Consider the following 26,472-nt stretch of genomic DNA (forward strand, 5'->3'; position numbering starts at 1 on the left):
CCCCCCCCCCCCCCCCCCCCCCCCCCCCCCCCCCCCCCGCGGCGGCCCCCCCCCCCCCCCCCCCCCCCCCCGACCCAACCCAGCATCTGCTTTCAGCGACCTCCCACGAGGGGCTGCGCCGTTCGCTGGAAACCTAGGCGACCGCCTCGACCACCAGCGCACTGCCCTGCACCGCCACCACCCGCACCAGCGTGCCGGCCGGCAACTCCGGCCCACTCACCTGCCACGACGCGTCGTCGATGCTGACCCTGCCCTGCCCGGCAACGATGCCCTGCTGCAAGGGCACCACCCGCCCGACCAGTTGTTCAGCACGGCGGTTCAGCAGCGGCGCGTCGCTCTGCCGCGCACGCGGCTTGCCCAAGTGCCGGTAGCACTGGATCGACAGCACGCTCAGCACCACGAAAGCGACCACCTGCCACAGCACCGGGATATCGGCGAACACCGCTACCAGTGCGAACACCGCCGCCGCACCGATGCCGATCCACAGCATGAACGCGCCGGGCGCCAGCGCTTCGGCGGCGAACAGCAGCAAGGCCAACGCACCCCAGGCAACGACTTCCCAGCGCATGTCAGCCTCCGATCGGTGGCGGCCGCTTTGACGGCGGCCGGGTTTGCTGGTTGGACAGGGCCTGCTTGGCCAGCTCGGCCACGCCGGCGATCGAACCGATCACTCCGCTGGCCTCCATCGGCATCAGCACCAGCTTCTGGTTCGGCGACGTGGCCAGTTCCTTGAACGCTTCCACATACTTCTGGGCGATGAAGTAGTTGATGGCCTGGACGTCGCCGTCGGCAATCGCCGCCGACACCACCTGGGTCGCCTTGGCTTCGGCTTCGGCCAGGCGCTCGCGCGCTTCGGCGTCGCGGAATGCGGCCTCGCGCCGCCCCTCCGCCTCCAGCACCGTGGCCTGCTTCTCGCCTTCGGCACGCAGGATCTCGGATTGCCGAGAACCTTCCGCCTCGAGGATCTGCGCGCGCTTCTCGCGCTCGGCCTTCATCTGCCGTGCCATCGCATCGAGCAGGTCGCGCGGCGGCTGGATGTCACGGATCTCGATGCGGTTGACCTTCACGCCCCACGGGTTGGTCGCATGGTCGACCACGCTCAGCAGCTTGGCGTTGATCACCTCGCGCTGGCTGAGCGATTCATCCAGGTCCATCGAGCCGATCACGGTACGGATGTTGGTCTGCACCAGGGCGATCATCGCCACTTCCAGCACCGATACCTCGTAGGCGGCCTTGGCCGCGTCCAGTACCTGGAAGAACACCACGCCATCGACGCGCACGGCGGCGTTGTCCTTGGTGATCACTTCCTGGCCGGGCACGTCCAGCACCTGTTCCATCATGTTCACCTTGCGCCCCACCCCGTAGACGATCGGGATCAGGAAATGCAGGCCGGGCGACATGGTGTGGGTGTAACGGCCGAACCGCTCGACGGTCCATTCATAGCCCTGTGGCACCATCCGCACTGCCTTGAACAGGATGACCACGGCCACCAAGGCCAGCACCGCGCTGAAGAACATGGTCGGGAACATCGCGCTTTCCTTATGGGAGACGTCCGGAGCCCAGCATAGCGCGTGGATGCAGGCGATGCGGGTACCGCACGTTCCAGCCGAAAGCAGCCGGGCGTGGCCCGGCGCTGCAGGATGAACCCGGTCAGATCCGGGTCGTGGCCAGGAAGCGCTCGCGGTCCTGCTGGGTCTGCCGGCGGATCTCGGCCAGCGCCTGGCTTTCGGTCGCCTCCAGCATCGCCTCGAACAGGCGCTGGAAGTGATGGCGCATCGCATTGCGCGCAGCGACGGGATCGCGCGCGCGCAGCCCCTCGAAGATCGCCATGTGCTCGTCGGCGCGGCTGGCACCATCGTCATGGCACACCCGTGCATAGACCTCGGTCACCCGCGGCAGCTCGCTGCGCATGCGCCAGATCTGCTGCACGAAATACTCGACCACCGGGTTGCCCGACAGGCGGGCGATGGCCAGGTGGAAGCGGCGGTCGTAGTCGCCGGCCTCTTCATCGGTAAGGTCACGCCGGCACAGCGCTTCAGCCAGCACCTGCAGCTCGGCGATGCCGGCCTCATCGATATTGCTTGCCGCCAGCGCTGCGGCTTCCGCCTCGAACACGGCACGCGCCGCGGTCAGGTCGAAGGCGCTGATATCGGGCAGCCCGCCGGCAGCCTGGGCCGGGCGCGGCTTCACATAGACGCCCGAACCGATGCGGATCGCGATCCAGCCCTGCGCTTCCAGGGCGATTTCCGCCTCGCGGATGGTGACCCGGCTGACGCCGAAGCGTTCGGCAAGTTCACGTTCGCCCGGCAGGCGCGAACCCGGCGGATATTCGCCATCCTCGATCAGCTTGCGGAGCTTGGCGGCGATGGTCTGGTAGAGACGGTTGGCGGACATGCGGCTGACCCTTGGCGGTTCCCTCCGGGCCCGTCCCCGGCCACCGGGCACGGTGCGGGTCCGGTTGGAGCGACGGCGCGACCATTGGCCGCGCCGCCCTGTTCAGAACTTGTATCGTACACCGAAATACGCGCGCCGCCCGTAGCTCACCACCTCGCGGAAATTCCCGTAAAGCGGCTGGTACGCCACGCGTGGCTCGTTGGTCAGGTTCATCAGTTCCAGCGACAACGACAGCTGCTTGTTCACCCGGTAGCGCAGGCGCAGGTCGACGCTGGTGTTGTCATCGTAGTAGCGGTTCTGCTGCGCCGTGTTGCCGGTGAAGTCCTGGTAATAGTGCGAACGGAACTTGCCGATGGCCTGGATGTTGAAGCGGCCCACATCCCAGTAGACGGATCCGGACAGCACATGCCGCGAGAATCCGCTCAGGCCGGCCGGCGGAACGATGGCCGGAATGATCGATCCATCGGCGGCCAACTGCTCGCCCAACCGCGAATCCTGCGTCTGGTAGTCGGCGTCGGCATAGTTGTAGCTGACCTTGAAGCCGAGGCCATCGAACGGCTTGGGCAGGTACGAGAACCGGTGGGTGGCACTGAGCTCGATACCGGTCAGGGTGCTGTCTTCATCGGTGGTCACCTGCTGGCGCACCGGCACGGTCACCGTCTGTCCGTTGAGGGTGTAGGTCTCCGGCACCAGCGCGGTGGCGGTGCCGCCGTTGAACTGCTTCCAGTACACCGCACCGGCCAGCAGCGTGTCCGGGTTCGCATACCACTCAAGCGAGACATCGCCGTTCCAGGACATAAGCGGCTGCGCAGCCGGATTGCCGCTGGCACTGATGTCGTCCAGCGCGTCGGCCAGGCCGGTATAGGTGGCATCGCTGCTGACATTGATGGTTCGCCCGGCACCGAGTGCGGCGATATCCGGGCGTGACATTGCCCGGTACGCGCCAACCCGCAGCAACAGGTCCGGCTTCAGCTCGAACGCGGCATTCAGGCTTGGCAGCAGCTTGTCGTTGCCCGCCTTGAACACCTGGGTGGTGAAATCACCAGTGGGTTGCAGGCGGATCGTGCCGTCGCCGTTGTCGATGACCGCCAGGTCGGTGCGCACGCCTTCCGAACGCACGTCGGTCTTGACCCAGCGCAGGCCGACATTGCCGGTGACCGGCAGTCCGAACAGCGTGCTGCTGAATTCACCCATCAGGTACAGCGCGCGGGTTTTCTCGGTCACATCGACGTTGTTCGGGTCCTGGAAGTCCGGGTCCAGGCCACTGTCGCTGGTGCCGCGGAAGGACGCGTAGAGGCAGCTCGGATCGAAGTACGCCCACGAGGAGATCGTATTGCCGCTGGCCGCATCCATGAAATCGTCCTGCGGGAACGGTGCACGGCAGGCACGGTTGGCGGCAATGATCTTCGCCTTGTCGGCCGCTACGCGCTGGTCGTAGTCGGTCACCAGGGTGTTGTCGCGCAGGCGGTAGTCGGCCTGGCTGGCGCGCACGCCGCCCTTGATGCGGGTGAAGAAACCGGACTCGGGCATGAAGCTGGCATCGAAGCGGCCGGCCTTGATCTTGTGGTCGTTCTCGGTCGCGCTGGAGGTCACCCGCGCCGCGCCGGTGTAGGCATCCCAGTTGTTCGGGTCGAAGTTCGGCGCCAGCGCGACGCTCGGCACCTCGCCATGCCAGTCCCAGTCGTAGTCGACATAGCCGGTGGCGCCGCTGCTGATGCCCGGCACGATGGCATTGTCGACGTCGCGCTGGTTGGCGCGCAGCCGGGTCATGCGCTCGCTGTCCAGGCGGTTGGTATGCGAATAGGAAAGATCGGTGGACAGCTCCCAGGCCGGGCTGGGGCGCAGGATCAGATTGAGGCCACCACCGGTGTATTCCTCGCCGCGCCAGTAGCGGTTGGAGGTCGAATCGATGGACGTGCTGCCATGCAGGTGGCGGACGATGCCGTCCTCGTCCACCTCGCGCTGGGTGATGCCGCGTCGTGCATTGGACAGGCTCAGGTCGCTGCGGTCCTCGTCCCAGTTGCGCTCGGTATGCTCGAAATCGAGGTTGACCTCGACCACGTCGTTGGGCCGCCATTGGATCGCCGCGAATTCGCTCTGGCGATCATTGCGTTCCTGCTTCAGGCGATAGATGCGGCTGCTTGGCACCAGGTAGTACGGCGCGCCGTTGGCGATGGCCTGGGCGCTGACTTCATTGCAGTTGGCATTGGCCACGTTCTGCCTGCCATCGCAGGCATACCAGGTGGAGCCGCTGGTGATGCTCTCCTCCGGATCGGTGCCCTCCAGCCGCTGGATGCCCAGCGAGATGCCGAGCTTCTGGCCGTTGCCGAATTCGAACTGGTCGATGTAGCTGGCGGTACCGCGATAGCCGATGCCATCGTCGTCGCGGTACTTCTTGTCATACTCGGCCCAGCTGCCGCGCAGATCGATCTGCGCCGAGCGCTTGCCGTACTCCAGCGGTTTGACCGTCTCCAGCCCGATGGTGCCGGCGACACCGCCTTCGATGATGTCGGCACGCTGGGTCTTGTAGATCGCCACCGTATTGATCAGCTCGGCCGGGAACATGTTGAAGTTCACCGAGCGGTCGCCGCTGCCGTTGGTGATCTCGCGGCCGTTGAAGTTGGTGCTGCTGAGGAAGGCACCGAGACCGCGGATCGAGATTTCCGATGCGCCGGTCTTGTCGCGGGTCGAGGCGGCACCGGTCAGCGTTTCGATCGCATCGGCCAGCGATGGCGCGGGCAGGTCGCCGATGTCATCGGCCGACAACACATCGGCGATCACCGTGTCGTCGCGTTTCTTGTTGATCGAGCTCTGCATCGATTCGCGGATGCCGGTGACCTGGACCTGGTCCAGGGTGGTGGCGTCCTGCCCGGAACCGCTGCCGGCAGACTGCGCCTGCACGGCCGGCGAAGCCGCCAGCGCAGCGAGCAGTGCCACGATCAGCGGTGTGGGTGACAACGGTGTACGACGTACAACTCCGGCTGGTTGCCGCATGGTTTTCCTCCTCCCAAAGGATCGCCCGGACGGTAGGCGTGGGACGCAGCTTCGACACGCCGACACAGAAATGTCAACCAACTGGACTGGATTTTTCGTAATACCTTTGATTCATACCGGTTGCCCGGCATTTCATGTGCTGATGCAGCATGACTTTGCGCACAACGTGGCTTACAACACACCTACCAAGTGGTATGCACACCCACTCCGAAACCGCGGCATCGCCGTCTCTGGAAGGACTTCATGCGCATTCAACCGACTTCGCACCGCCTTTCGAAACCCACCCTTGGATATTGCCTGGCAATTGGACTGGCAACCTGCCTGACCAGTTTGCCGGCGAACGCTGCAAGCTGGCTGGTCCATGATGCCGCCGAGTTCGCCACCGCCGCTGCCGCCCTGCAACCCGGCGATGAAATCGTGCTGGCCGATGGCACCTGGACCGATGCGCGCCTGCTGCTGAAGGGCCAGGGCACCGCCGCCGCCCCGATCGTGCTGCGCGCGCAGACGCCGGGCAAGGTGATCCTCAGCGGGGGGTCGGACCTGCGCCTGGCCGGCAGCTACCTGCAGGTCTCCAACCTGGTATTCCGCAACGGCTACACCCCGGGCGACGCCGTGGTGGCGTTCCGCGAGTCGAGCAAGGCAGTGGCCAGCCACAGCCGCGTCACCGGCCTGGTCATCGATGACTACAGCAACCCCGATGGCAGCGACCAGGACTACTGGGTGTCGCTGTACGGCAGCAACAACCGCCTCGACCACAGCCAGCTGCGCGGCAAGACCAACGCTGGCCCGACGGTGGTGGTGGTGCGCGATGCCACCCAGGGCCTGGACAACCGGCACCGCATCGACCACAACTGGTTCGGCCCGCGGCCAGCGCTGGGCGTCAATGGCGGAGAGACGATCCGCGTCGGCACCAGCGACACCTCGCTGAGCGATTCCAACAGCACGGTGGAGAACAACTGGTTCGAGGGCTGCGATGGCGAGACCGAGATCGTCTCCAACAAGTCCGGCGGCAATACCTTCCGCGGCAACGTGTTCTATCGTTCGGCCGGCGCGCTGACCCTGCGCCATGGCAACGGCAACCGGGTGGTCGACAACCTCTTCCTCGGCGACGACAAGGCCGGCACCGGCGGCGTGCGCATCATCAATGCCGACCAGACCGTCAGCAACAACTACTTCGAACGGCTGGCCGGCTCCAGCAACCGCTCGGCACTGGCGGTGATGGATGCACAGGCCAATCCGCCGTTGTCCGGCTACGCGCCGGTGGTCAACGCGACCATCAGCCGCAACACCTTCGTCGACGTGGCGAAGATCAGCTTCGGTGTGGGCCATGACGAAACCAAGGGCATCGTGGTCGCCGCCAGCAACAGCCACTTCAGCGGCAACCTGATCGTCAACCGCACCAGCAAAAATCCACCGAATGCGGCCAGTTCGCTGGCCGGTATCGCCTTCAGCAACAACGTGCAGTCGCCGCAGGCCAGCAGCGTGTTCCCGGGCGGGGTGAGCAGCGCCAGCATTACCCTGCAGCAGGCCGCCAGCAGCCTGTGGGTGCCGGCAACGCCCCTGCCCACCATCGGCGCCGATCCGGCGCTGGCAATGACCCCGCGCGAACAGACGGGGGTGGACTGGTATCCCAAGGTGGGCGAGGTTGCCCTGTCACGCACCAGCACCGGAGTTGATCGATGAGGTTGCAGCCGCTGTCCCTTTGTTCCCACCGTCTGGCGCTCGCCCTCGCCCTGGCCGCTCCCTTCGCCCTGTTGCCGACGGCACCGCTGCATGCGGCACCTGCCGCAGCCGCGCGACAAGGCGATACCGCGCCGGTACTGGTGACCGCCGCGCAGTGGCAGCAGATGGCCAGCGAAGGCAGCCGCTATCCGTGGTTCGCCAAGGAACAGGCGCGTACGCAGAAATCGCTGCAGAAGATGATGAAGGCCGGCATCGATGTGCCGGTGCCGAAGGACAAGGGCGGCGGTCGCACCCATGAGCAGCACAAGCGCAACTACCAGGCACTGCTGGCCGCCGGCACCCTGTACCGGCTGAGCGGCGACAAGGCCTATGTCGCCTATTCGCGCGACATGCTGCTGCAGTACGCCAAGCTCTACCCGACCCTCGGCCCGCATCCGGAAGGACGCGGGCAGATTCCCGGCCGGGTGTTCTGGCAGGTGCTGAACGATTCGGTCTGGCTGGTCAACGCCATCCAGGGCTACGACGCGATCCGCGATGCGCTGTCGCCGCAGGATCGGCAGACCATCGAATCGCAGGTGTTCCGGCCGATGGCCGAGTTCCTGGCCAGCGAGCCGAAGAACTACGACCAGATCCACAACCACGCGACCTGGGCGGTGGCCGCCACCGGCATGACCGGCTACGTGCTGCGTGATCGCGAACTGGTGGAGAAATCGCTGCGCGGCAGCCGCAAGGATGACCAGTTCGGTTTCCTGCGGCAGATCGACCTGCTGTTCTCGCCCGATGGGTATTACGAGGAAGGCCCCTACTACCAGCGCTATGCGCTGGCGCCGTTCCTGCTGTTTGCCAACGCGATCGAACGCAACGAGCCGCAGCGGAAGATCTTCGCGCGTCGCGACGGCGTGCTGCTGAAGGCGGTGGACGTGCTGGTGCAGACCAGCTACGACGGCCTGTTCTTCCCGATCAACGATGCGATCCTGGACAAGGGCATCGATACCGAAGAGCTGGTGGCTGGCATCGGCATCGCCTATGCGCAGGCCGGCGATGACCGTCTGCTGTCGGTCGCCCAGCAGCAGAAACGCCTGCTGCTGTCGCCGGAAGGGCTGCAGGTGGCGCAGGCGTTGGCAGCCAACAAAGCCAAACCGATCGACTACCGGCCGATGCTGCTGCGCGACGGCCCGGACGGTGAACGCGGCGGTCTGGCGATCCTGCGCATGAGCGGCGAACGCGGCCAGGCGCTGGTGCAGAAGGACACCATGCAGGGCATGGGCCACGGCCACTTCGACAAGCTCAACTGGCTGTTCTACGACAATGGCAACGCCGTGGTGACCGACTACGGCGCGGCGCGCTTCCTCAACGTGGAAGCCAAGCGCGGTGGCATCTATCTGGCCGAGAACCGCAGCTGGGCCAAGCAGACCGTGGCCCACAACACGCTGGTGGTGAACGAGCAGAGCCACTTCAAGGGCGACTGGAAGCGCGGTGAGGAACTCGCCCCGCAGGTGCGCTTCTTCCAGGCCGACGCAGATACCCAGATCGCCTCGGCGACGATGCGCGATGCCTATCCGGGCGTGGTGTTCACCCGCACCCAGGCACTGCTGCGCCACCCCGAACTGGGCCTGCCGGTGGTGCTGGACCTGCTGCAGGTGCACGGCGACAAGGCGGCACGCTACGACCTGCCGCTGCACTTCAACGGCCACATCGTCACCACCGGTTTCGAGGCCGAGCATTTCCCCGCCCAGCGCCCGGTGCTCGGCAGCGACAACGGCTACCAGCACCTGTGGCTGGACGCGCGCAGCAAGGCCGGCAGTGAGCCGCGCACGCTGGCGTGGCTGCTCGACGGACGCTTCTACACCTACCGCTTCGGCAGCAGCGCGCCGGCGCAGGCGTTGCTGGTGGAGAGCGGTGCCAATGATCCCGAGTTCAACCTGCGCCGCGAACCGGCGCTGCTGCAGCGCGTGGAAGGACAGAAGGATGTGACCTTCTTCAGCGTGCTGGAGCCGCATGGCGAGTACAACGGCACCGCCGAGTACGTGCACGGTGCCGACAGCCGCATCAAGCAGATCATCCGCACCCGCGGCAATGATGCCGAGGTGCTCGAGCTGCGCCTGGCCAGCGGCGCCCGCATCGCACTCGGCGTGGCCGACGACAGCGAGGCGAAGGGCGAACACAGCGTGACGGTGGATGGCCATGCCTACCGCTGGAGCGGCAGCCATGCGCGCATGGACCGCAGCAAGGGTGAGGCACGATGAACGGCCCCTCGGCCGTGGCCACGCTGCGCAAGGTGCCGGTGCGCTCGGCCGTGCGCTGGCTGATCGTCGGCCTGATCGCGGTGGCCACGGTGATCAACTACATCGACCGCAATGCACTGGCGGTGATGTGGCCGGAGATCGCCAGGGAAGTCGGCGCGACCAAGGACGATTACGCACTGCTGGTGACCGTGTTCATGCTGTTCTATGCCGCCGGCCAGTTCCTGTTCGGGCGCCTGTTCGACATGATCGGGACGCGGCTGGGGTTCGCGTTGTCGATCAGTGTGTGGTCGATCTCGATCGCGCTGCATTCGGTCACCCACTCCATGCTCTCCTTCAGCGTGGTGCGGGCGATGCTGGGCATCAGCGAAGCCGGTGCCTGGCCCGGCGCGGTGAAAGCCAATGCCGAGTGGTTCCCCGCGCGTGAGCGTGCCCTCGCACAGGGCATCTTCAACGCGGGCGCGTCCATCGGTGCCATCGTTTCGGCACCGGCCATCGCCGGCCTGTACCTGTGGCTTGGCTGGCGCGGCACCTTCGTGCTGGTCGGTGCACTTGGCTTCCTGTGGCTGCTGCCATGGCTGTTCGTCTATCGCGCCGGCCCGGACAAGCATCCGTGGGTGAGTGACGCCGAGCGGCGCCTGATCATGGAAGACCAGGCTGGCCAGCAACGCGTGGATGCACCGAAGGTCAGCGTGCGTTCGCTGCTGGCCCACCGGCAGAGCTGGGGCATGCTCGCCTGCCGTTTCCTGCTGGATCCGATCTGGTGGCTGTTCGTGTCGTGGCTGCCGATCTATCTGGCCGAGACCTTCGGCTTCGACATCAAGCAGATCGGCCTGTTCGCCTGGGTGCCCTTCGTCGGCGCCATGCTCGGCAGCCTGAGCGGCGGCTGGCTGTCGGGGCGCCTGATCAATGCCGGCCAGAGCGTGGACCGTGCGCGCAAGCTGTCGATTTCGCTGGGCTGCGTGATCATGGCACCGGCCCTGCTGGGCGCGGTACTGGCCAACCAGCCGCTGTTTGCGGTGCTGGCGATTGCAGCAGTGCTGTTCGGTTTCCAGATCGCCATCGGCAACATCCAGACCCTGCCCGGCGATCTGTTCGATGGCCGCTCGGTGGGCACGCTGGCCGGTCTTGGCGGCCTGGCCGCGGTGGCCGGAACGTTGATCACCACCTGGCTGGTGCCGGTGCTGACCCGCCATTCCTATGCACCGATCTTCATCCTCGTCGCCGCACTGGTGCCGCTGTCGCTGGCCGCACTGTGGTGGTGGACCGGACCGATCCACAAGCTCGACCGCACCGACGGTTGAGCCCCCATTCCCTCGCATTCCCCCGCAAACCAAGGAGTTTCCCGCATGTCGTTCCAGGACAAGGTGGCCATCGTCACCGGTGGTGGCCGTGATATCGGCCGTGCCGTCTCGATCAAGCTGGCTGCGGCCGGTGCACGCGTCTGCCTCAACTACGCCAACGACGAAGCCAGCGCGCAGGAAACGCTGGCGCTGATCAAGGCGGCCGGTGGCCAGGCCATCGCCCACCGCGCCGACGTCACCGATCCCGCCGCCGTGGCCGGCCTGGTCGCAGCAACGCAGGCTGCATTCGGCCAGCGCATCGACGTGCTGGTGAACGTGGCCGGCGGCATGGTCGAGCGTCGTCCGCTGACCGACATCGACCCGGCGTTCTTCCACAAGGTCATCGACCTCAACCTGACCTCCACCTACCTGACCACCCACGCCGTGGTACCGCACATGGGCGAAGGCGCGGCGATCGTGAACTTCGCCTCGCAGGCCGGTCGCGATGGCGGCGGCCCCGGCGCGGCGATCTACGCCACCGCCAAAGCGGGCGTGATGACCTTCACCCGGGCCATGGCCAAGGAACTGGGGCCGAAGGGTATCCGCGTCAACGCACTGTGCTGCGGCATGATCGCCACCCGCTTCCATGACGAATTCACCAAACCGGAAGTGCGTACGGCGGTGGCCGGCGCGACGCCGCTGCGTCGCCAGGGCCTGCCGGACGAAGCCGCCGATGCGGCGGTCTACCTGGCGTCGGCAGCGGCAGCGTTCATCACCGGTGCCAATCTGGACGTCAACGGCGGCACCTACTTCTCCTGACCGGACCGAAGCCCATGCAGCGCTGGATCACCCTGCTTTCCCTGGCCATCGGCAGCGCCGTGGCCGCCCCCGTGGCGCTGGCCGCACCGGTCTGGGTCACCGCCTGGACCGCTTCGCCCGCGCCTGACCGCAAGGATGGCAGCGCTGACGCGCCCGTGCAGTTCGCAGCGCAGACCGTGCGCCAGGACATGCGCCTGGGCAGCAAGGGCGATGCGCTGCGGCTGCGCATCAGCAACGAACTGGGCACCACGCCGCTGCATGTGGAAGACGTACGGGTGCGCCTGAAGGATGGCAAGGCGGCAGCGCTGCCGGTCACCGTCGATGGACGCACCTCCATCGACGTACCGGTGGGCGCAGCGCTGCTCAGTGATGCACTGCCCTTGCCGTTTGCCGCCCTGCAGGAGATCAGCGTGACCGCGTACTTCCCGCAGCCCACCCGCCCTGCGGTGCGCCGTACGGTGGTGCGGGTGGCCGACGGAAAGCAGGACGCGGTGGCCGACAGCGTGCGCGTGGGCTACCAGCAGAACGTGTTCTCGGCGGTACTGGTGCAGCGCGCGGACCGGCCGCAGGTGATCGTGGCCCTGGGTGATTCCATCACCGAGGGCGCGACGGCCTCGCGTGGCTCGTTCAACCAATGGCCCGAGCGCTTGGGCCAGCGCCTGCAGCAGGCGTGCCCGGACCGCTTCGTGGTGCTCAACCAGGGCATCAGCGGCAACAAGCTGCTGGACCACGGCCGCAGCCACAGTGCGCTGTCACGGCTGGATCGCGACGTGATCGCAGTGGCCGACGCCGACCAGGTGATCCTGTTCGAAGGCATCAATGACATCCGCCACGGTGGCGGCGCACAGCCCCTGCCGGGACGCAACGCAGCAGACATGTTGCTGGGCTACCGCCAGGTGGCCGCGCGGCTGCATGCACATGGCATCCGCGCTCATCTCGGCACACTGACGCCCTTCGGCGATTCGGAGCGCTACGAACCGGTATCGGCCGCCACCCGCACCGCGATTAACCAGTGGGCGCGTGGCCAGGACACCGGCTTTGATGGCGTGGTGGATTTCGATGCGGCGCTGCGTGATCCGAAACAGCCGGAATCATTGCCGGTGGACATCACCCGCGATCATCTGCACCCGAACGACGAGGGCTACCGGCGCATGGCCGACGCGATCAACCTGGCGGCGCTGGGCTGCAACGCGCGTTGAGTCGTACGGCGAGATCACCACTTCACCCTGCCACGCAGGATGTCGGCGAACATCACCCAGTCACCGATGAACGAATACAGTGGATGACGAAATGTTGCAGGGCGGTTCTTCTCGAAGAAAAAGTGACCGACCCAGGCAAAGCCGTAGCCGCAGGCCAATGCCGCCAACAGCAGCAGCGGCTGTCCGCGCAGTGCGGCGATGGCGACCAGCAGCAGTACGCCGCAGCTGCCGATGAAGTGCAGGCGTCGCGATGTCGTGTTGCGGTGCTCGCTGAGGTAGAACGGGTAGAACTCGCGAAAGCTGGCGAAGCGGGACATGCGCGTGCTCCGTTCGTTGAAGGTAGTACCGAACCGTGCCCGGCTGTTGTTGCCACAACTGCGGTCGAGCATTGCCCGACTCTACACCTGCCCGGCTTACCCCGGCTGCCGCGACCCGAACATGATCACTGCCATGCCGGCCAGGCAAAGCGCAGCCCCCAGCATGTCCCAGCGGCTGGGACGGATGCCGTCGACCAGCCACAGCCAGAACAGCGCCGTGCCGATGTACACGCCACCGTACGCTGCGTACACGCGTCCGCTGGCGGTCGGGTGCAGGGTCAGCAGCCAGGCGAACAACGCCAGGCTGGCCGCCGCCGGCAACAGCAGCCAGATACTGCCACCCTTGCGCAGCCACAGCCAAGGCAGGTAGCAGCCGATGATCTCGGCCAGCGCGGTCAGCAGGAACAGACCGAGCGTTTTCACGCTTTTTCGGTGGCCTTGGCGTGCTGCCAGAGCGCTTCCTGCGCATCCAGATCGAGTGCGGCCAGCGAATCACCTTGTGCCTCGGCCTGCGCCTCCATCGAACGGAAGCGACGTTCAAACTTGTGGTTGGCCCCACGCAGCGCGGCACCCAGATCGATGTCCGCATGGCGCGCCAGGTTGGCGCACACGAACAGCAGGTCACCCAGTTCCTCCTGCAGGCGCGCCTTGTTGCCCGCGATATCGCCGCGTTCGAACTCCTCGCGCAGCTCCTGCAGTTCCTCGGCCGCCTTGTCCAGCACGGGCAGGGGACCGGGCCAGTCGAAACCTACCTTGGCCGCGCGCGACTGCAGCTTCACCGCCCGCTGCCATTCCGGCAGCCCACGGGAGATCCCGGCCAGCGCCGAGGTGTCCTGATCGCCCTTTGCCGCGCGCTCGGCACGCTTGATCGCGTCCCAGTTGCGCATCACGCCGTCGGCATCGTCGACGCTGACATCGGCGAACACATGAGGATGCCGCCGCTGCATCTTGTCGCTGATCGCGCGCGCGACCTCGGCGAAGGCAAATGCACCCTGTTCTTCAGCCATGCGCGCATGGAACACGACCTGCAGCAGCAGGTCACCCAGTTCATCGCAGAGGTCGTCCAGGTCTCCCCGATCGATCGCATCGGCCACCTCGTAGGCTTCTTCAATCGTATAGGGGGCGATGGTGGCGAAGTTCTGTTCCAGGTCCCAGGGACAGCCCCCCTGCGGGTCGCGCAGGCGCGCCATGATGGCCAGCAGGCGCTCCAGCTCCGCGCTGGCGTTGCCGGCGGCAGGGGTATCGTGCGTACTCATGCGTTTCTCCTGGATCAATCGGACAACCAGTCCCGCCACGGCAGGCTGGTATCGCCCAGCGCCATGAAATCGCCGTTCAACAGCGTCGGCCGGCGGTTGTAGCGGAACGGCTTGCCGGTCCCGACCGAGAGCAGCGCGCCACCGGCCGCGTGCAGCACGCACTGGCCAGCAGCGGTATCCCATTCGGAGGTCGGGCCCAGCCGCGGATAGACATCCAGTCCGCCTTCAGCGATCCGGCAGAATTTCAGCGAAGAGCCCTGCACTACGGTCTCGATGTCGCCCATGCGGGCCAGCAGGGCATTGGTCTCCGCTGAACGATGCGAGCGGCTGGCGGCGACGCGAAGGGGCACAGTCGCGGGTGTACGGGTACGCAGCACGGTGTCATGCACACCCTGCCGGCGATACGCCAGCTCGCCTCGCATCGCGTGCCAGACAATGCCGGTGACCGGCGACTGGACCACGCCGAAGGCCGGCGCGCCCTGGTAGATCAGCGCGATGTTGACGCTGAATTCGCCATTGCGCTTGACGAAATCACGGGTGCCATCAAGCGGGTCGACCAGCCAGTACGCGCCCCAGTGCTGACGCTGCTCCCAAGGCACCAGCGGCGACTCCTCCGACAGAATCGGCAGGTCCGGTGTCAGCTGGCGCAGCCCCTGCTGGATCACCCGGTCGGCGGCAAGGTCGGCAGCGGTGACCGGGCTGTCGTCGTCCTTGAGTGTCACGTCGAAACCGTTGTTGTAGACCTGCATGATCGCCTGCCCGGCTTCCTGGGCGATGGCGATCGCGGTCTCGCGCAGTTCCGTGGTCAGCTTGATCATCGTGCTCCCTGCAGCCACTGGCGGGCAATGAACAGCGCCGCCAGCGAACGCCCTTCGGAAAAGTCCTCGCGCAGCATCAGCTGGTCCAGATCGGCCAGCTTCCACGGCACCACGTCCAGTTCCTCCGGCTCGTCGCCGGCCAGCTTCTCCGGATACAGGTCGCGCGCGACCACCAGCCAGGACTGATGGCTCATGTAGGTCGGCGCCAGGGTCATCGCGCGCAGCACGTCGACCCGCCGAGCGCCATAGCCGGCCTCTTCCTTCAGTTCACGGTCGGCGGCCTGCTCCGGCGTTTCGCCGGCATCGATCCGGCCCTTCACCAGGCCAAGCTCGTAGCGGTGCATGCCGGCCGCGTATTCACGTACCAGCAGCACGGTTTCTTCATCCAGCATCGGCACCACCACCACCGCGCCATGGCCACGGCTGACCAGGCGTTCGAAGCGGCGGCGTTCGCCGTTGGAGAACTCCAGGTCCAGATGCTGGCGCTGGAAGGGCCCGTTCTCCTCGTCGGTGATCCGATGGATGATCGGCAGAGGACGCCTTGCGCGGTCATCGTTCACGCGGAATCTCCGGGGCAGACGGCGCGTGCGCCGAGGCCGATAGAATGTGCAGGCAGCAACATGTTCATGAGCCCGAAATGCTAGCAGACCCAACCCCCTCTCCGCTGGTCCAGCACTGGCGGCAACGCGACCTCAAGGTCCTGTGGCACCCGTGCACGCAGATGCGCGAGCATCCGGACACGTTGCCGCTGGTGCCGATCGCCCGCGGCGAAGGCGCCTGGCTGATCGATCACGACGGCAACCGCTACCTGGATGCGGTCAGCAGCTGGTGGACCAACCTGTTCGGCCATGCCGAGCCGCGCATCGGCGGTGCCATCGCCGCCCAGGCCGGACAGCTGGAACAGGTGATGCTGGCCGGGTTCGGCCACGAGCCCGCGATCACCCTGGCTGAGCGCCTGTTGGCCCTCGCGCCGCGCCAGCCCGGCCGCGCGCCACTGGCCAAGGTGTTTTACGCCGACAACGGTTCGGCCGGCGTCGAAGTGGCGCTGAAGATGGCCTTCCAGTATTTCCAGAACCGCGGTGAGACCCGGCGCACGCGCTTCGTCTCGCTGGAAAACGGCTACCACGGCGAGACGCTGGGGGCCCTCGCACTGGCCGACATTCCGCTGTACCGCCGGGTCTACGCGCCGCTGCTGGCCGAGGGCCTGTTTGCGCCCTCGCCCGACGCCTACCTGGCCGAACCCGGGCAGAGTGCGGCCGACCGCGCACGCCAGGCCGCCGATGGCCTGGCCACGCTGTTCGACCAGCATCCGGGCGAGATCTGCGCCGTGATCCTGGAACCACGGCTGCAGTGTGCCGGTGGCATGCGCATGCATGATCCGGCCTATCTGCAGCGCGTGCGTGAACTGTGTGACGCCCATGGTGCGTTCCTGATCGCCGACGAGATCGCCACCGGCTTCGGCCGCACCGGCACGATGTTCGCCTGCGAGCAGGCCGGGGTGATGCCGGACCTGCTGTGCCTGTCCAAGGGCCTGACCGGTGGTTTCCTGCCCTTGGCTGCGGTGCTGGCCACGCAGGCGCTGTACGACGCCTTCCTTGATGATTCGCGCGAACGTGCCTTCCTGCATTCGCACAGCTACACCGGCAACCCGCTGGCCTGCGCGGCGGCGCTGGCCACGCTGGACATCTTCGGCGAGGACGATGTGATCGCGCGCAACCGCGGCATCGCCTCGGTGATGGGCACCTTGGCCGCACCGTTCGCCGACCATCCGCACGTGGCCGATGTGCGCCAGGCCGGGATGGTGGTGGCCTTCGAACTGACCCGCAACGGTGACAAGCGCACGCCCTTCGATCCGGCCCTGCGGCTGGGGCTGCACGCCTACAGGGCGGCGCTGAAGCGCGGCGTGGTGCTGCGCCCGCTGGGCAACGTGCTGTACTGGATGCCACCGTACTGCGTGGACGACGAACAACTGGAGCTGCTGGCGCATACCACGCTGGCGGCCATCGACGAGGCGATTGCATGCGCGTGACCCGCTGCCCCATCGACCTGGCGCTGCACAGCGGCCAGACCGTGACCCTGCCGGAAGAGACGGCCAACCACCTGGTGCGGGTGATGCGCCTGCGCGAGGGTGATACCTGCGTGCTGTTCAACGGCGATGGCCATGACTACACCGCGACGCTGACCATGGCCGGCAAACGCGAGGTACAGGTACGCATCGATGCGGTGCAGCCGATCGCCAACGAATCGCCGCTGACCATCACCCTGCTGCAGGGCATTGCACGCGGCGAAAAGATGGACCTGATCCTGCAGAAGGCCACCGAACTGGGGGTGAGCGCCATCGTGCCGGTGAATGCCGAGCGCACCGAAGTGAAGCTGGATGCAGCACGCGCGGAAAAACGCGTGGCGCACTGGAACAACGTCGTGCAGTCGGCCTGCGGGCAGTCCGGTCGTGCGCGCATTCCGCAGGTAGGAGCGCCGCAGTCGCTGGCACAGGCCAGCGCGGCACTGCCCACCGATACGTTGCGGTTGACCCTGGACCCGCTGGGAGCGCACCGGCTGTCGACACTGCAGGCAGCGCCGGCCGGCGGCGTGGTGATCGCCATCGGGCCGGAAGGCGGCTGGTCGCCGCGTGACCGTGAGCAGTTGGCCGCCGCAGGCTTCCAGGGCCTGCAGTTGGGCCCTCGCATCCTGCGCACGGAAACCGCAGGCCTGGCCGCAATCGCGGCGTTGCAGGCACGGCTGGGCGATCTGGGGTAAGGCTCCGGTCCGGCGGCCGCTGCGCTCGCCGGGCATGGCCCGGCGCTACCGGTCCGGAGGCCGCTGCGCTCGCCGGGCATGGCCCGGCGCTACCGGTCTGATGGCTGCTGCGCTCGCCGGGCATGGCCCGGCGCTACCGGTCTGATGGCTGCTGCGCTCGCCGGGCATGGCCCGGCGCTACCCGATATCCGGAACGCCTGCGGTAGCGCCGGGCCATGCCCGGCGGATTCCGGTCAGGCCGCCAACGAATCCAGCGCGGCTTCCAGTGCGTCGAGATTCGGCAACAGCGCGCTCTGTTCGCCCAGCAGCACGCGCATGTGAACGATGTCGGGCAGGTTTTCTTCGGACGCGTCGGCCAGCAGGCCATCGCGCGGTACCGAAATCAGCTGCGGGAAGCTCTGCGTCAACAGCGCGTAGTAGGGCCGCTGCGCATTACCGTTGAGGGTCTTGAGCACCACCACCTTGTTGTGGCCAGCCACCGTCTCTTCGCCCAACCCGGAGAGCCGTGCGAACGACACCAGGGGCACCTGCCAGCCGTGCCAGCCGATCTCACCCACCAGCCAGCGCGGCGCGTCGGCGACCGCCTGCACCGGCACCCGCGACATCATCTCGGCCACGGTTGCATTGGGCAGCAGAACCCGTTCGGCACCGGCCGAGATCAGGACGCCACGGATCTCATCGTTGTTGGCGTAACTCATGCGGCATCTCCGTCGTCATCCAGGCCCCAGCGCGCGGCGATCACCTGCGCCAGTTCCTGCGGTTCACCGGCCACCATGCCGGCGGCGACCACCGCCGTCGCCGCAGCAGGGTCGTAGCAGCCTTCGCCTACCTGCCCGGCCACCCAGGCACCGGCGGCGGCGAGGTCCAACGCCGGGCCCACATGGGCCAGGTCGGCACCGCTGAGCAGCACCAGCGCGCTGTGCTCGGCCGACAACGCGGCAATCGAGATGCCCTGCGCTTCGCTCTGGAAATACAGGCCATCGGCAGCAGCGTGCACGCCGATGTCGTCGGCCAGCACGTGCACTTCGCCGGCGGTGGCGCGCTGGCCGGCTTCGGCCAGCTGCACCGGCAGCGGCGATACGCGCGCCATCTGCTTGACCAGGTTGCCGTAGCGGCCGCCGTCCAGGCGCATGTGCACCAGCACCGGCACGGCCAGTCCGCTGGGCAGCGCAGCGAGCAGGCGGCGCAACGCATCGGGACCGCCGATACCGGCCAGTACCAGCAGGGTACCGGCGCGACTGCCTGCTGGTGCGGCGGCGTCCAGGTCGACCAGAGAAAGATGTCCGGTATCGAACGCAGGTTCCGGCGATTCAGTGGTGGCAGCCGATGCAGCTGCAGGCGCGTCGCTGGCCTCGTCAACCAGCGACCAGGCCGTGTGGTCGGTGAATACCGACGGCGCAGCTGCCGGTACCGGTGGCGGTTCCGGTGCTGCTTGCACAGGCGCTGCCGTTTCCGGCTGCACCGGCTGCAGCGCAGCCAGCGCCTGCTCCAGCGCGATCGGCTCGTGCAGATGTGCCGGCGGCGAATAGAGACCATCAGCCGGCACGTCGTCGGCCCAGGAACGGGCCTGTTCCAGGTGCGGCTGCAGCGCGGTTTCCTTCGGCACCGGCGGCGTCGACGGCAGGCCCGGCTCAAGCTGCAATGCCGGTTCGTCCTCGGCGCCGGGCGGCAGCACCTGCTGGTGGCCGTGCAGCTTGGCGGCAAGGTGACGGCCCCAGCGCTGCGCTTCCCAACCATCGCGACGCGCGGCCAGTTCAGCCTCATCGAACACCAGGGTCAAGCCGGGCGCCGACAGCGCCGGTTCCAGGCGCTCCAGCGCGTCTTCAATGGCCGCTTCCAGCGCGATCACCACGAACTGCGGACGTGCATCATGCAGCGCCTGCGGCTCCAGCGTCATGGGATCGTCTTCCAGCACGATCTGCACGTCGGCATGGGCCAACGCCTCGCGCAGGCGCTCACGCGCCGCACCCGGGCGGGCCAGCAGGGCTACGGCCGGAACCGGATCGAGGTCACTCACGGACACGGGCAATCCCCAGCAAGTCGTACACGTTACGCATCAGGTCCAGTTCCTGGTACGGCTTGCCCAGGTAGCGCTGCACACCGATTTCGAAGGCGCGCTGGCGGTGCTTGTCGCCGCTGCGCGAGGTGATCATCACGATCGGCACGTCCTTGTAGCGCGGGTCGGCACGCATCGCGGTGGCCAGCTCGTAACCGTCCATCCGCGGCATTTCGATGTCCAGCAGCATCAGGTCCGGCACGCGCTCCTCCAGCTGTTCCAGGGCTTCGACGCCATCGCGGGCGACGCTCACCTCGAAGTTGTGACGCTCCAGGATGCGGCCGGTGACCTTGCGCATGGTCAGCGAATCGTCCACCACCATCACCAACGGCACCTGCCGTTCCTGGCGCGGCGCATTGACCAGTACCGGCGCGGTCGGGTTGGCCAGGAAACGACGCACCAGCGGGGCCACGTCCAGGATCACCACCACGCGGCCATCGCCGGTGATGGTAGCGCCGTAGATGCCCGGTACCGAGGCGATCTGCAGGCCCACCGGCTTGACCACGACTTCGCGGTTGCCCAGCACCTGGTCGATCGCAACGGCGGCGCGCAGGTCACCGGCGCGAACCAGCAGCAGCGGCACCTGGGCCTGGCCGTCGGCGCGTGCCGGGGCCTGGCCGACCAGACTGCCGAGGTCGTACAGCGGATAGTCTTCGCCACCGTACCGGTAACTGCTGTCGGCTGCTTCGAAGCGCTCGTGCGACAGCCGGCCAATACCACTGACCGAGGCGACCGGCACCGCGAAGGTGGTTTCGCCGATCTGCACGAACACCGCCTGGGTGACCGCCAGCGTCTGCGGCAGGCGCAGGGTGAAGCGCACGCCCTGGCCACGCACCGACTGGATGTCGACCGAGCCGCCGAGCTGGCGCACTTCGTTGCCGACCACGTCCATGCCGACGCCACGGCCCGCCAGCTGGCTGACCTGGTCGGCGGTGGAGAAGCCCGACGCGAAGATCAGGTTGTCCAGTTCCTGCTCGCTCGGCTGCGCATCGGCAGGCAGCAGGCCGCGCTCGATGGCACGACGTCGGATCGCCTCACGATCCAGGCCAGCGCCGTCGTCGGCCACGTCCAGCACGATTTCCGAGCCCTCGCGGTGCAGGCGGATGGCGATCTCGCCTTCTTCCGGCTTGCCGGCGGCACGACGCTGTTCCGGAGCTTCCAGGCCATGGGCAACCGAGTTGCGCAGCATGTGCTCCAGCGGCGCCACCATGCGATCGAGCACGTTGCGGTCCAGCTCGCCGTGGGTGCCTTCCAGGGTCAGGTGGACCTGCTTGCCGGTGTCCATGCCGGCCTGGCGGACCACGCGGCGCAGGCGCGGCACCAGGCCGTCGAACGGCACCATGCGCGCGCGCATCAGGCCATCCTGCAGTTCCGAGCTGACACGCGACTGCTGCTGCAGGAGCGAATCGTACTGGCGCGACAGATCATCCAGCACGCCCTGCAGGCCGCCCAGATCGGCGGCCGACTCGTTCAGCGCGCGGCTGAGCTGCTGCAGGGTGGAGAAACGGTCCAGTTCCAGTGGATCGAACTTCTGGTCGGCCTGGTCCTGCTCGCGCTGGTAGCGGGCCACGATCTGCGCTTCGGTTTCCAGGTCCAGGCGACGCAGCTGGTCACGCAGGCGCGCATTGGTGCGTTCCAACTCGCCCATCGCGCCACGGAAGGCGCCGAGCTGCTGTTCCAGGCGCGAACGATAGATCGCCACTTCACCGGCGTGGTTGACCAGGCGGTCGAGCAGGTCGGCGCGCACACGCACCTGTTCCTGCTGCGGACGGGCCAGCGGGTCTTCCTCGCTGGAACCTTCCACCGGCAACGGTGCCGACAACGGGGCATCGACCACGGCCACGGCCGGAGCCGCCTGCGCGCTCTGCTCTGCCTCAACGACATCAGCAGCGCTGGCTGCAGCTGCGCTGGCCGCGGCGGTGATGTCGGTGGTGGTGCGTGCTTCAAAGGCGTCGAGCAGATCCTGTGCCGGCTCGACGATGCGATGTTCGCCGGTACGGGTCAGCAGCTGGTGCAGACGGTCGAAACCGCGTTCCAGCAACTGCACGTCAGCACGTTCGATCTCGGTGCGACCGCCAGCGACCGCCTCCAGCAGCGATTCGATGCTGTGGCCGAGATCACCGATGGCATTGATGCCCGCCATGCGCGCGCCGCCCTTGAGCGTATGCAGATCGCGCTGCAGGCCGGCCAGGGCTTCGCGATCCTGCGGCGCTTCGCGCAGCTCGCTGATCAGCCCATCGCAATGATCCAGCAGGTCCTTGCCTTCCTCGACGAAGATGTCGACCAGCTCGCGGTCATGGATGCTGAAGTCGAGCAGGTCGGCACTGTCTTCGGATTCAGATTCAGAGTCGGAGCCGGTCTGGGCTTCTTCGGCCTGGGCTTCGAGCACGGGCGCATCCGCCGGCACCACGGCGTCGATGCTGTCGATGACGAGAGGTTCAGCGTCGACCGCCGCAGCCTCCGCCGCGACCGGCACCACGATCATGCCGCTGTCCGCTGCGGGAACCTGGCCCGGAGCATCTTCCAGCTCGAAGAAACGCGAGTGCGAAACGGCGTCCTGCGCCGTCTCCGCACCTCCGACGTCTTCCACCGTCGCCGGGGACGGCTGGTCGGTGCTCTCTCCTTCACCGACCGCCGCCTCCCCGCCGACGTCCGCATCCTCGGCAAAGGCTTCCGCCTCGCCAGGCGCGAGTTCGCTGGCCTGCAGGCCGAGCACGGGCCATTGCCCGTCTTCGTCCTGGCCCTGCTCCTCGTCGATCACGTGCAGGCCGGCCTCGAGCGCGGCTTCCAGCGTGACCGGGTCTGCGAAGCCCGGCACAGCCATTTCATCCTGCAGGCTGGACAGCTCGCTGTCGAGTGGCACTGCAGCAGCGTCGTCGTCCTCTGCTGTTTCAGGCGTGAACGGCGACAGCGTATTCAGGTCGTTTGCGACAACCAGGTCGCGGTCATCAACAGGAAGTGCGCTGGCGTCCAGATACGGCGACAGATCGTCCACCGCAGTCAACGCGGCGTTTTCCAACGCAGCGTCTTCCGGTGCCGTCACTGCCTGGCCGGCTTCGATCTCCGCAGCGGCGACCATGGAAGCAGCCACCTGTGCTGTCGATTCCGGCGCCGGAGCGTCCGGCATCGACGGCCACCCTGCATCGAAGTAGCGCGACAGATCATCGCTGCCGGTCAATTCAGCGGACTCAAGGCCCGCATCGCTCAACGCATTTTCGCTGACCTGCAGCGCATCCAGCACCTCGGCATCGGTGTCGCGTCCGGCTTCCGGCGCGACCGCAACCCCGTGCACCGGCTCGACCACGCCGGCATCGGCATCGGCATCGGCGTCAAGGGCAATCAGCGCTTCGTCTTCGTCGTCATCCTCGACGTCCAGCCCGGCCATCGGCCAGCGTGCTTCCGGCAGTTCCCCGGCCAACGCCTGCAGGCGCTGCGCCAGTTCAGCCTGCGACGCAATCCGCGGTTGCTCGGCCTGCAGCGCGTCCATGGTCGCGTTGATCGCCTGCGCGGTCTCGTCCAGGGCCGCCACGGCGTCATCACCCGGCACCACCTCGGCGGCCAGCGCGCGCTTGATGTACGACTCGGCGCCGCCAGTGACAGCGGTGATTTCCGGCACCTCGGTCATCGCGAAGGCACCGTTCATGGTGTGCACCGCGCGCAGCAACGCATCGCTGACCGGCTGTGGCGCCTGCTGCGCCGAGCGCAACCAGCCCTGCAGCGTGGCCTGGTGGAGTTCCACCTCGGCCTCCAGGATCTCACGCAGCACGCTGTCGATGTTGGCCGGGGTACCCGGCGCTTCGACAGCGCTCTGTGCGGGGGCATCGACATCCTGCACGGCGCTGTCCAGCGGCGCGGCAGCATCGGCCGGCGCCTCGGCCGTCGGCGCGGTGGCGCCCGGCAGCGCAACGTAGAACGTTTCTTCGCCTGCACCCACGCGATCGGCGATGGCCTGCATCGCCTGCAGGTCGACGCTGACCCGCTGGCCATCGCGCAGTGCCGCGTTCAACTGCGGCAGTGCCGTGTATGCGTGATCGACCATCGCCAGTACCGCCGGCGTGGGGGCACGGGTGCCATCGAGCACGCGGTTGAGCATGCCCTCGATCTTCCACGCGAACTCACCCAGGGTACGTGCGCCGACCAAGCGGCCACTGCCCTTCAGTGTGTGGAAAATGCGGCGGATCGGCCGCAGCCGGTCCATGTTGTCCGGTTGCATGCGCCATGCCGGCAGCAGCGTGCCGAGATTGCCCAGCTCGTCGTCGAATTCTTCCAGGAACACCTCGCGGATGTCCTGGTCGATGTTCTCGGCATCGTCGTCGAAACCCGCATCGAACCCGCCCTCGGCCACGGCTGGCGGCACGGTTTCGGTCGGCACGACGGCGGCAGGCATGGCCTGGGGATTGAAGCCGGCGGCAGCGGCATTCAGCTCTGCGAAGAACTGCGCATCGGCCTCGCTGAAGTCGATCGGCGCGATGGTATCCACATCGACCAGCGCCACGGTCGGCGCAGCAGGCACTGCCGGTAGATCTTCGGATGCGGGCAGATCAGCGGCCGGTGCGACGTAGACTGCCGCATCGGTCGCCGCGTCGCCGGCAACGGTGGAGTCGAGCCGTTCGGTGATGGCCAGGCCATCGTCGGCCTGCGCCACCGCACCTGCGTCAATGAACTCCAGCGTCGCAGGCGAGGCCTGCTCGTCGTCCAACGACAGCGTTTCCATTGCCTCCAGCGACAACACGTCATCGGCGTTGTGCAGCAGGCTGCTGTCGAAGCGGAACACCACATCGTCGCTCAGCGACGTCTGGTCGTCCTGCTCGGCGGCAACCGGATCGAAGGCCGGCGAAATGACCACGTCCAGCGACGCGGCAGACGACGCCTCGTCCAACGACGTCGCCAGGAAGGCGTCATCATTGCCGTCTACGGCGCTTGCCTGCGTGTCGCCCTCTTCCGGCACCGGAATCGCGGACAACGTCCAGGCAGCAGCGTCGGACTGTTCGGCGGACACAGGATCGAAACTGACCGGATCGAAGCTGTCGAACGTCGGCGCACGCTCGTCGCTGCGTCCGGCAGCACTCCCTGCCGGCGCGTCGAATCCGCCCAGTTCCCACTGCGGCACTTCCGGCGCGGGGGCGCTGGAGGCAGCGAACAACAGGGGCGGCGGGGTGCCGTGCGGTTCGGCCGACAACGCTGGCGTACCCAGCGATCCGAACATCAGGCCGTTGTCGGCGGGCGTAGCCTCCGGCAGCGGGTCGAAGGTGAAATCGGGCAGCGGCGCCGGCACGTCACCCGGTGCCGGCGCGGAGGCCTGCACGTCGATATCCAGCGGTTCGATCTGCAGCGGCTCGGCTGGCACGACCACAGCTTCGCGCATGACCGGCTGCACGTCTTCGGCAGCGACCACGCCGCGCTCGGGCAGCGGCCAGTAGCGCAGCGCTTCCAGGCTGCTGCGGGTGATGTCGAGGATGTCCTCGCGACCCGGACGGCGGTCACGCAGGGCTTCCAGGTAGTACTCCAGGCTGGCCATGGCGTCGGCCAGGGTGTCCAGCTGGCGACCACTGGGCACCCGCTGACGACCGATCAGTTCGGCTTCGATGTACTGCTGCACGCCACGCAGATAGTCTGCCGCGGTGCCCAGGTCGAGCATGCGCAATGCGCCGGAGACATCGCCGAGCAGGCGTGGCACGTCCTGCAGTTCGGCGTGGTTCCAGCTGGTTTCGATGAAAGCGACGAAATGTTCGCGGGCGGCGGCGAAATTGGCGATCGCCTCGTGCGCCAGCACTTCCACCGTGCGCCGGTTCTCCACCGCGCTCGGATCATCCTGGCCACTGCCACTGGCACCGAGGTGTGCGACCTGGTCATCCAGCGATGCATCGACATAGAGCAGCGCACCGGCGATATCCAGCAGCATGTCTTCGTCGATCTGCTGGCGGCCCTCGACAACCCCGCGCAGCGCGTCGCGCTGCTGCACGACCACGCCCCGCGCAGCGCCCAGGCCGAGCATGCCCAGCGTATCGGCCACCGAACCCAGCTTGGTCACCTGCTCCTGCAGCTGCTGCGGCGAACCGTCGGTACGCAGGTGCAGGTCCAGCGCGTCCTTGACCTGCAGCAGTTCTTCCTTGACCGCGTTGCCAACGGTGTCCAGCAGCTCGCGGTTGCGGCCGCTGAGGCTGCCGCGTGCATGGTCCAGTTCCGCTTCGGTGGCGGTCACCGAATCGGGCGCGAACGCGAACAGCACGCTGTCGTTGATCAGCGCTTCGCCACGCGCGGCGCGGATCTCGTTGAGCAGCGGCTGCAGCACGATCGGGATGTCACGGTGTCCGTTCTGCAGGCGCTCCAGGTAATCGGGCAGCAGCACGCTGCCGCGCATCAGGGTGGCACAGGCCTCGTCGCGCTCGGCGACCTCGCCCTTGCCGACGGCGATGGCGAGCTGTTCCAGCTCCTCGGCCACCATCGCCGGTGCATACAGTTCGACCATGCGCAGCGTGCCCTGCACCTGGTGCAGGTAGCCGGCGCAGATGCGCATGCGGCTGCTGTCGGCCGGATCTTCGGCGAAGTACTCGACCTCGTTGCGCACCAGGCGCAGGGTCTCGTCCAGCTCGGGCTTGACCCAGCCCAGGGCTGCGTGGCTCATCGCATCGCGCAGGCTGCTCATGGATGCG

General features: G+C 67.2%; 19 protein-coding genes. 7 read left to right on the plus strand and 12 right to left on the minus strand.

The window, feature by feature from the left end:
* Positions 1 to 133 precede the first annotated feature (133 nt).
* The 4 genes from ACUXVE_RS19060 to ACUXVE_RS19075 all read right to left on the minus strand — a co-directional run bounded on the left by ACUXVE_RS19060 (position 134) and on the right by ACUXVE_RS19075 (position 5,388).
* Positions 134 to 568, minus strand: coding sequence for an NfeD family protein (locus ACUXVE_RS19060; protein WP_445514952.1), 435 nt, complete (start codon positions 566 to 568; stop codon positions 134 to 136).
* Position 569: 1 nt separating this feature from the next.
* Positions 570 to 1,529 (minus strand): SPFH domain-containing protein, encoded by a 960-nt coding sequence (locus tag ACUXVE_RS19065; protein ID WP_445514953.1) that lies wholly within the window; start codon positions 1,527 to 1,529, stop codon positions 570 to 572.
* A gap of 121 nt (positions 1,530 to 1,650) precedes the next feature.
* Positions 1,651 to 2,394, minus strand: a complete 744-nt coding sequence (locus ACUXVE_RS19070; RefSeq protein WP_059064840.1) for a FadR/GntR family transcriptional regulator — start codon at positions 2,392 to 2,394, stop codon at positions 1,651 to 1,653.
* Positions 2,395 to 2,496: 102 nt separating this feature from the next.
* A complete protein-coding gene (locus ACUXVE_RS19075) occupies positions 2,497 to 5,388 on the minus strand; it encodes a TonB-dependent receptor (RefSeq protein WP_445514954.1) in 2,892 nt (963 codons plus the stop codon).
* Between the two features lie 330 nt (positions 5,389 to 5,718).
* Here ACUXVE_RS19075 and ACUXVE_RS19080 point away from each other — a divergent pair, with 330 nt between their 5' ends.
* From ACUXVE_RS19080 to ACUXVE_RS19100, 5 genes are read left to right on the plus strand one after another with little or no spacing between them, the layout of a single operon-like run.
* Positions 5,719 to 7,071, plus strand: a complete 1,353-nt coding sequence (locus ACUXVE_RS19080; protein ID WP_445514955.1) for a polysaccharide lyase 6 family protein — start codon at positions 5,719 to 5,721, stop codon at positions 7,069 to 7,071.
* On the plus strand, positions 7,068 to 9,317 hold the full coding sequence (locus tag ACUXVE_RS19085) for an oligoalginate lyase (protein ID WP_445514956.1): 2,250 nt from the start codon (positions 7,068 to 7,070) through the stop codon (positions 9,315 to 9,317). The genes ACUXVE_RS19080 and ACUXVE_RS19085 overlap by 4 nt, the downstream gene beginning before the upstream one ends.
* Positions 9,314 to 10,618 carry an MFS transporter gene (locus ACUXVE_RS19090; protein WP_033831792.1) on the plus strand — a complete coding sequence of 435 codons (1,305 nt, stop codon included), beginning with the start codon at positions 9,314 to 9,316 and terminating at the stop codon, positions 10,616 to 10,618. The genes ACUXVE_RS19085 and ACUXVE_RS19090 overlap by 4 nt, the downstream gene beginning before the upstream one ends.
* Before the next feature lie 45 nt (positions 10,619 to 10,663).
* Entirely contained in the window at positions 10,664 to 11,416 is a 753-nt protein-coding gene (locus tag ACUXVE_RS19095) for an SDR family NAD(P)-dependent oxidoreductase (protein ID WP_445514957.1), read from the plus strand.
* 14 nt (positions 11,417 to 11,430) lie between these two features.
* Positions 11,431 to 12,615 carry a GDSL-type esterase/lipase family protein gene (locus ACUXVE_RS19100; protein WP_445514958.1) on the plus strand — a complete coding sequence of 395 codons (1,185 nt, stop codon included), beginning with the start codon at positions 11,431 to 11,433 and terminating at the stop codon, positions 12,613 to 12,615.
* 14 nt (positions 12,616 to 12,629) lie between these two features.
* Here ACUXVE_RS19100 and ACUXVE_RS19105 read toward each other — a convergent pair whose 3' ends face one another.
* From ACUXVE_RS19105 to nudE, 5 genes are all read right to left on the minus strand, one after another.
* Complete coding sequence (locus ACUXVE_RS19105; RefSeq protein WP_032974966.1) at positions 12,630 to 12,932, minus strand: DUF962 domain-containing protein; 303 nt, start codon at positions 12,930 to 12,932, stop codon at positions 12,630 to 12,632.
* A 96-nt stretch (positions 12,933 to 13,028) separates the two neighbouring features.
* Positions 13,029 to 13,355 (minus strand): YnfA family protein, encoded by a 327-nt coding sequence (locus tag ACUXVE_RS19110; RefSeq protein ID WP_445514959.1) that lies wholly within the window; start codon positions 13,353 to 13,355, stop codon positions 13,029 to 13,031.
* The gene (gene mazG / locus ACUXVE_RS19115) at positions 13,352 to 14,188 is read right to left on the minus strand and encodes a nucleoside triphosphate pyrophosphohydrolase (RefSeq protein ID WP_445514960.1); all 837 of its coding nucleotides are present in this window, start codon (positions 14,186 to 14,188) and stop codon (positions 13,352 to 13,354) included. The genes ACUXVE_RS19110 and mazG overlap by 4 nt, the downstream gene beginning before the upstream one ends.
* Positions 14,189 to 14,202: 14 nt before the next feature.
* Positions 14,203 to 15,006 (minus strand): 3'(2'),5'-bisphosphate nucleotidase CysQ, encoded by an 804-nt coding sequence (cysQ, locus tag ACUXVE_RS19120; RefSeq protein ID WP_445514961.1) that lies wholly within the window; start codon positions 15,004 to 15,006, stop codon positions 14,203 to 14,205.
* On the minus strand, positions 15,003 to 15,566 hold the full coding sequence (gene nudE / locus ACUXVE_RS19125) for an ADP compounds hydrolase NudE (protein ID WP_093818697.1): 564 nt from the start codon (positions 15,564 to 15,566) through the stop codon (positions 15,003 to 15,005). The genes cysQ and nudE overlap by 4 nt, the downstream gene beginning before the upstream one ends.
* Positions 15,567 to 15,643: 77 nt before the next feature.
* On the opposite strand from nudE, the gene bioA reads away from it, so the two are divergent.
* Positions 15,644 to 17,035 (plus strand): adenosylmethionine--8-amino-7-oxononanoate transaminase, encoded by a 1,392-nt coding sequence (gene bioA, locus ACUXVE_RS19130; protein WP_220387491.1) that lies wholly within the window; start codon positions 15,644 to 15,646, stop codon positions 17,033 to 17,035.
* Positions 17,026 to 17,763, plus strand: coding sequence for a 16S rRNA (uracil(1498)-N(3))-methyltransferase (locus ACUXVE_RS19135; RefSeq protein WP_033831797.1), 738 nt, complete (start codon positions 17,026 to 17,028; stop codon positions 17,761 to 17,763). Before bioA ends, ACUXVE_RS19135 begins: the two co-directional genes overlap by 10 nt.
* A 233-nt stretch (positions 17,764 to 17,996) precedes the next feature.
* Here ACUXVE_RS19135 and ACUXVE_RS19140 read toward each other — a convergent pair whose 3' ends face one another.
* From ACUXVE_RS19140 to ACUXVE_RS19150, 3 genes are read right to left on the minus strand one after another with little or no spacing between them, the layout of a single operon-like run.
* Positions 17,997 to 18,461: a chemotaxis protein CheW gene (locus ACUXVE_RS19140; protein ID WP_093818699.1), complete on the minus strand. Its 465-nt coding sequence runs from the start codon at positions 18,459 to 18,461 to the stop codon at positions 17,997 to 17,999.
* Positions 18,458 to 19,786: a chemotaxis protein CheB gene (locus ACUXVE_RS19145; RefSeq protein WP_445514962.1), complete on the minus strand. Its 1,329-nt coding sequence runs from the start codon at positions 19,784 to 19,786 to the stop codon at positions 18,458 to 18,460. The genes ACUXVE_RS19140 and ACUXVE_RS19145 overlap by 4 nt, the downstream gene beginning before the upstream one ends.
* Positions 19,773 to 26,465: an Hpt domain-containing protein gene (locus tag ACUXVE_RS19150; protein WP_445514963.1), complete on the minus strand. Its 6,693-nt coding sequence runs from the start codon at positions 26,463 to 26,465 to the stop codon at positions 19,773 to 19,775. The genes ACUXVE_RS19145 and ACUXVE_RS19150 overlap by 14 nt, the downstream gene beginning before the upstream one ends.
* Between the last annotated feature and the right edge of the window lie 7 nt (positions 26,466 to 26,472).

It is taken from the genome of Stenotrophomonas sp. 3(2025) (genome assembly GCF_052665395.1).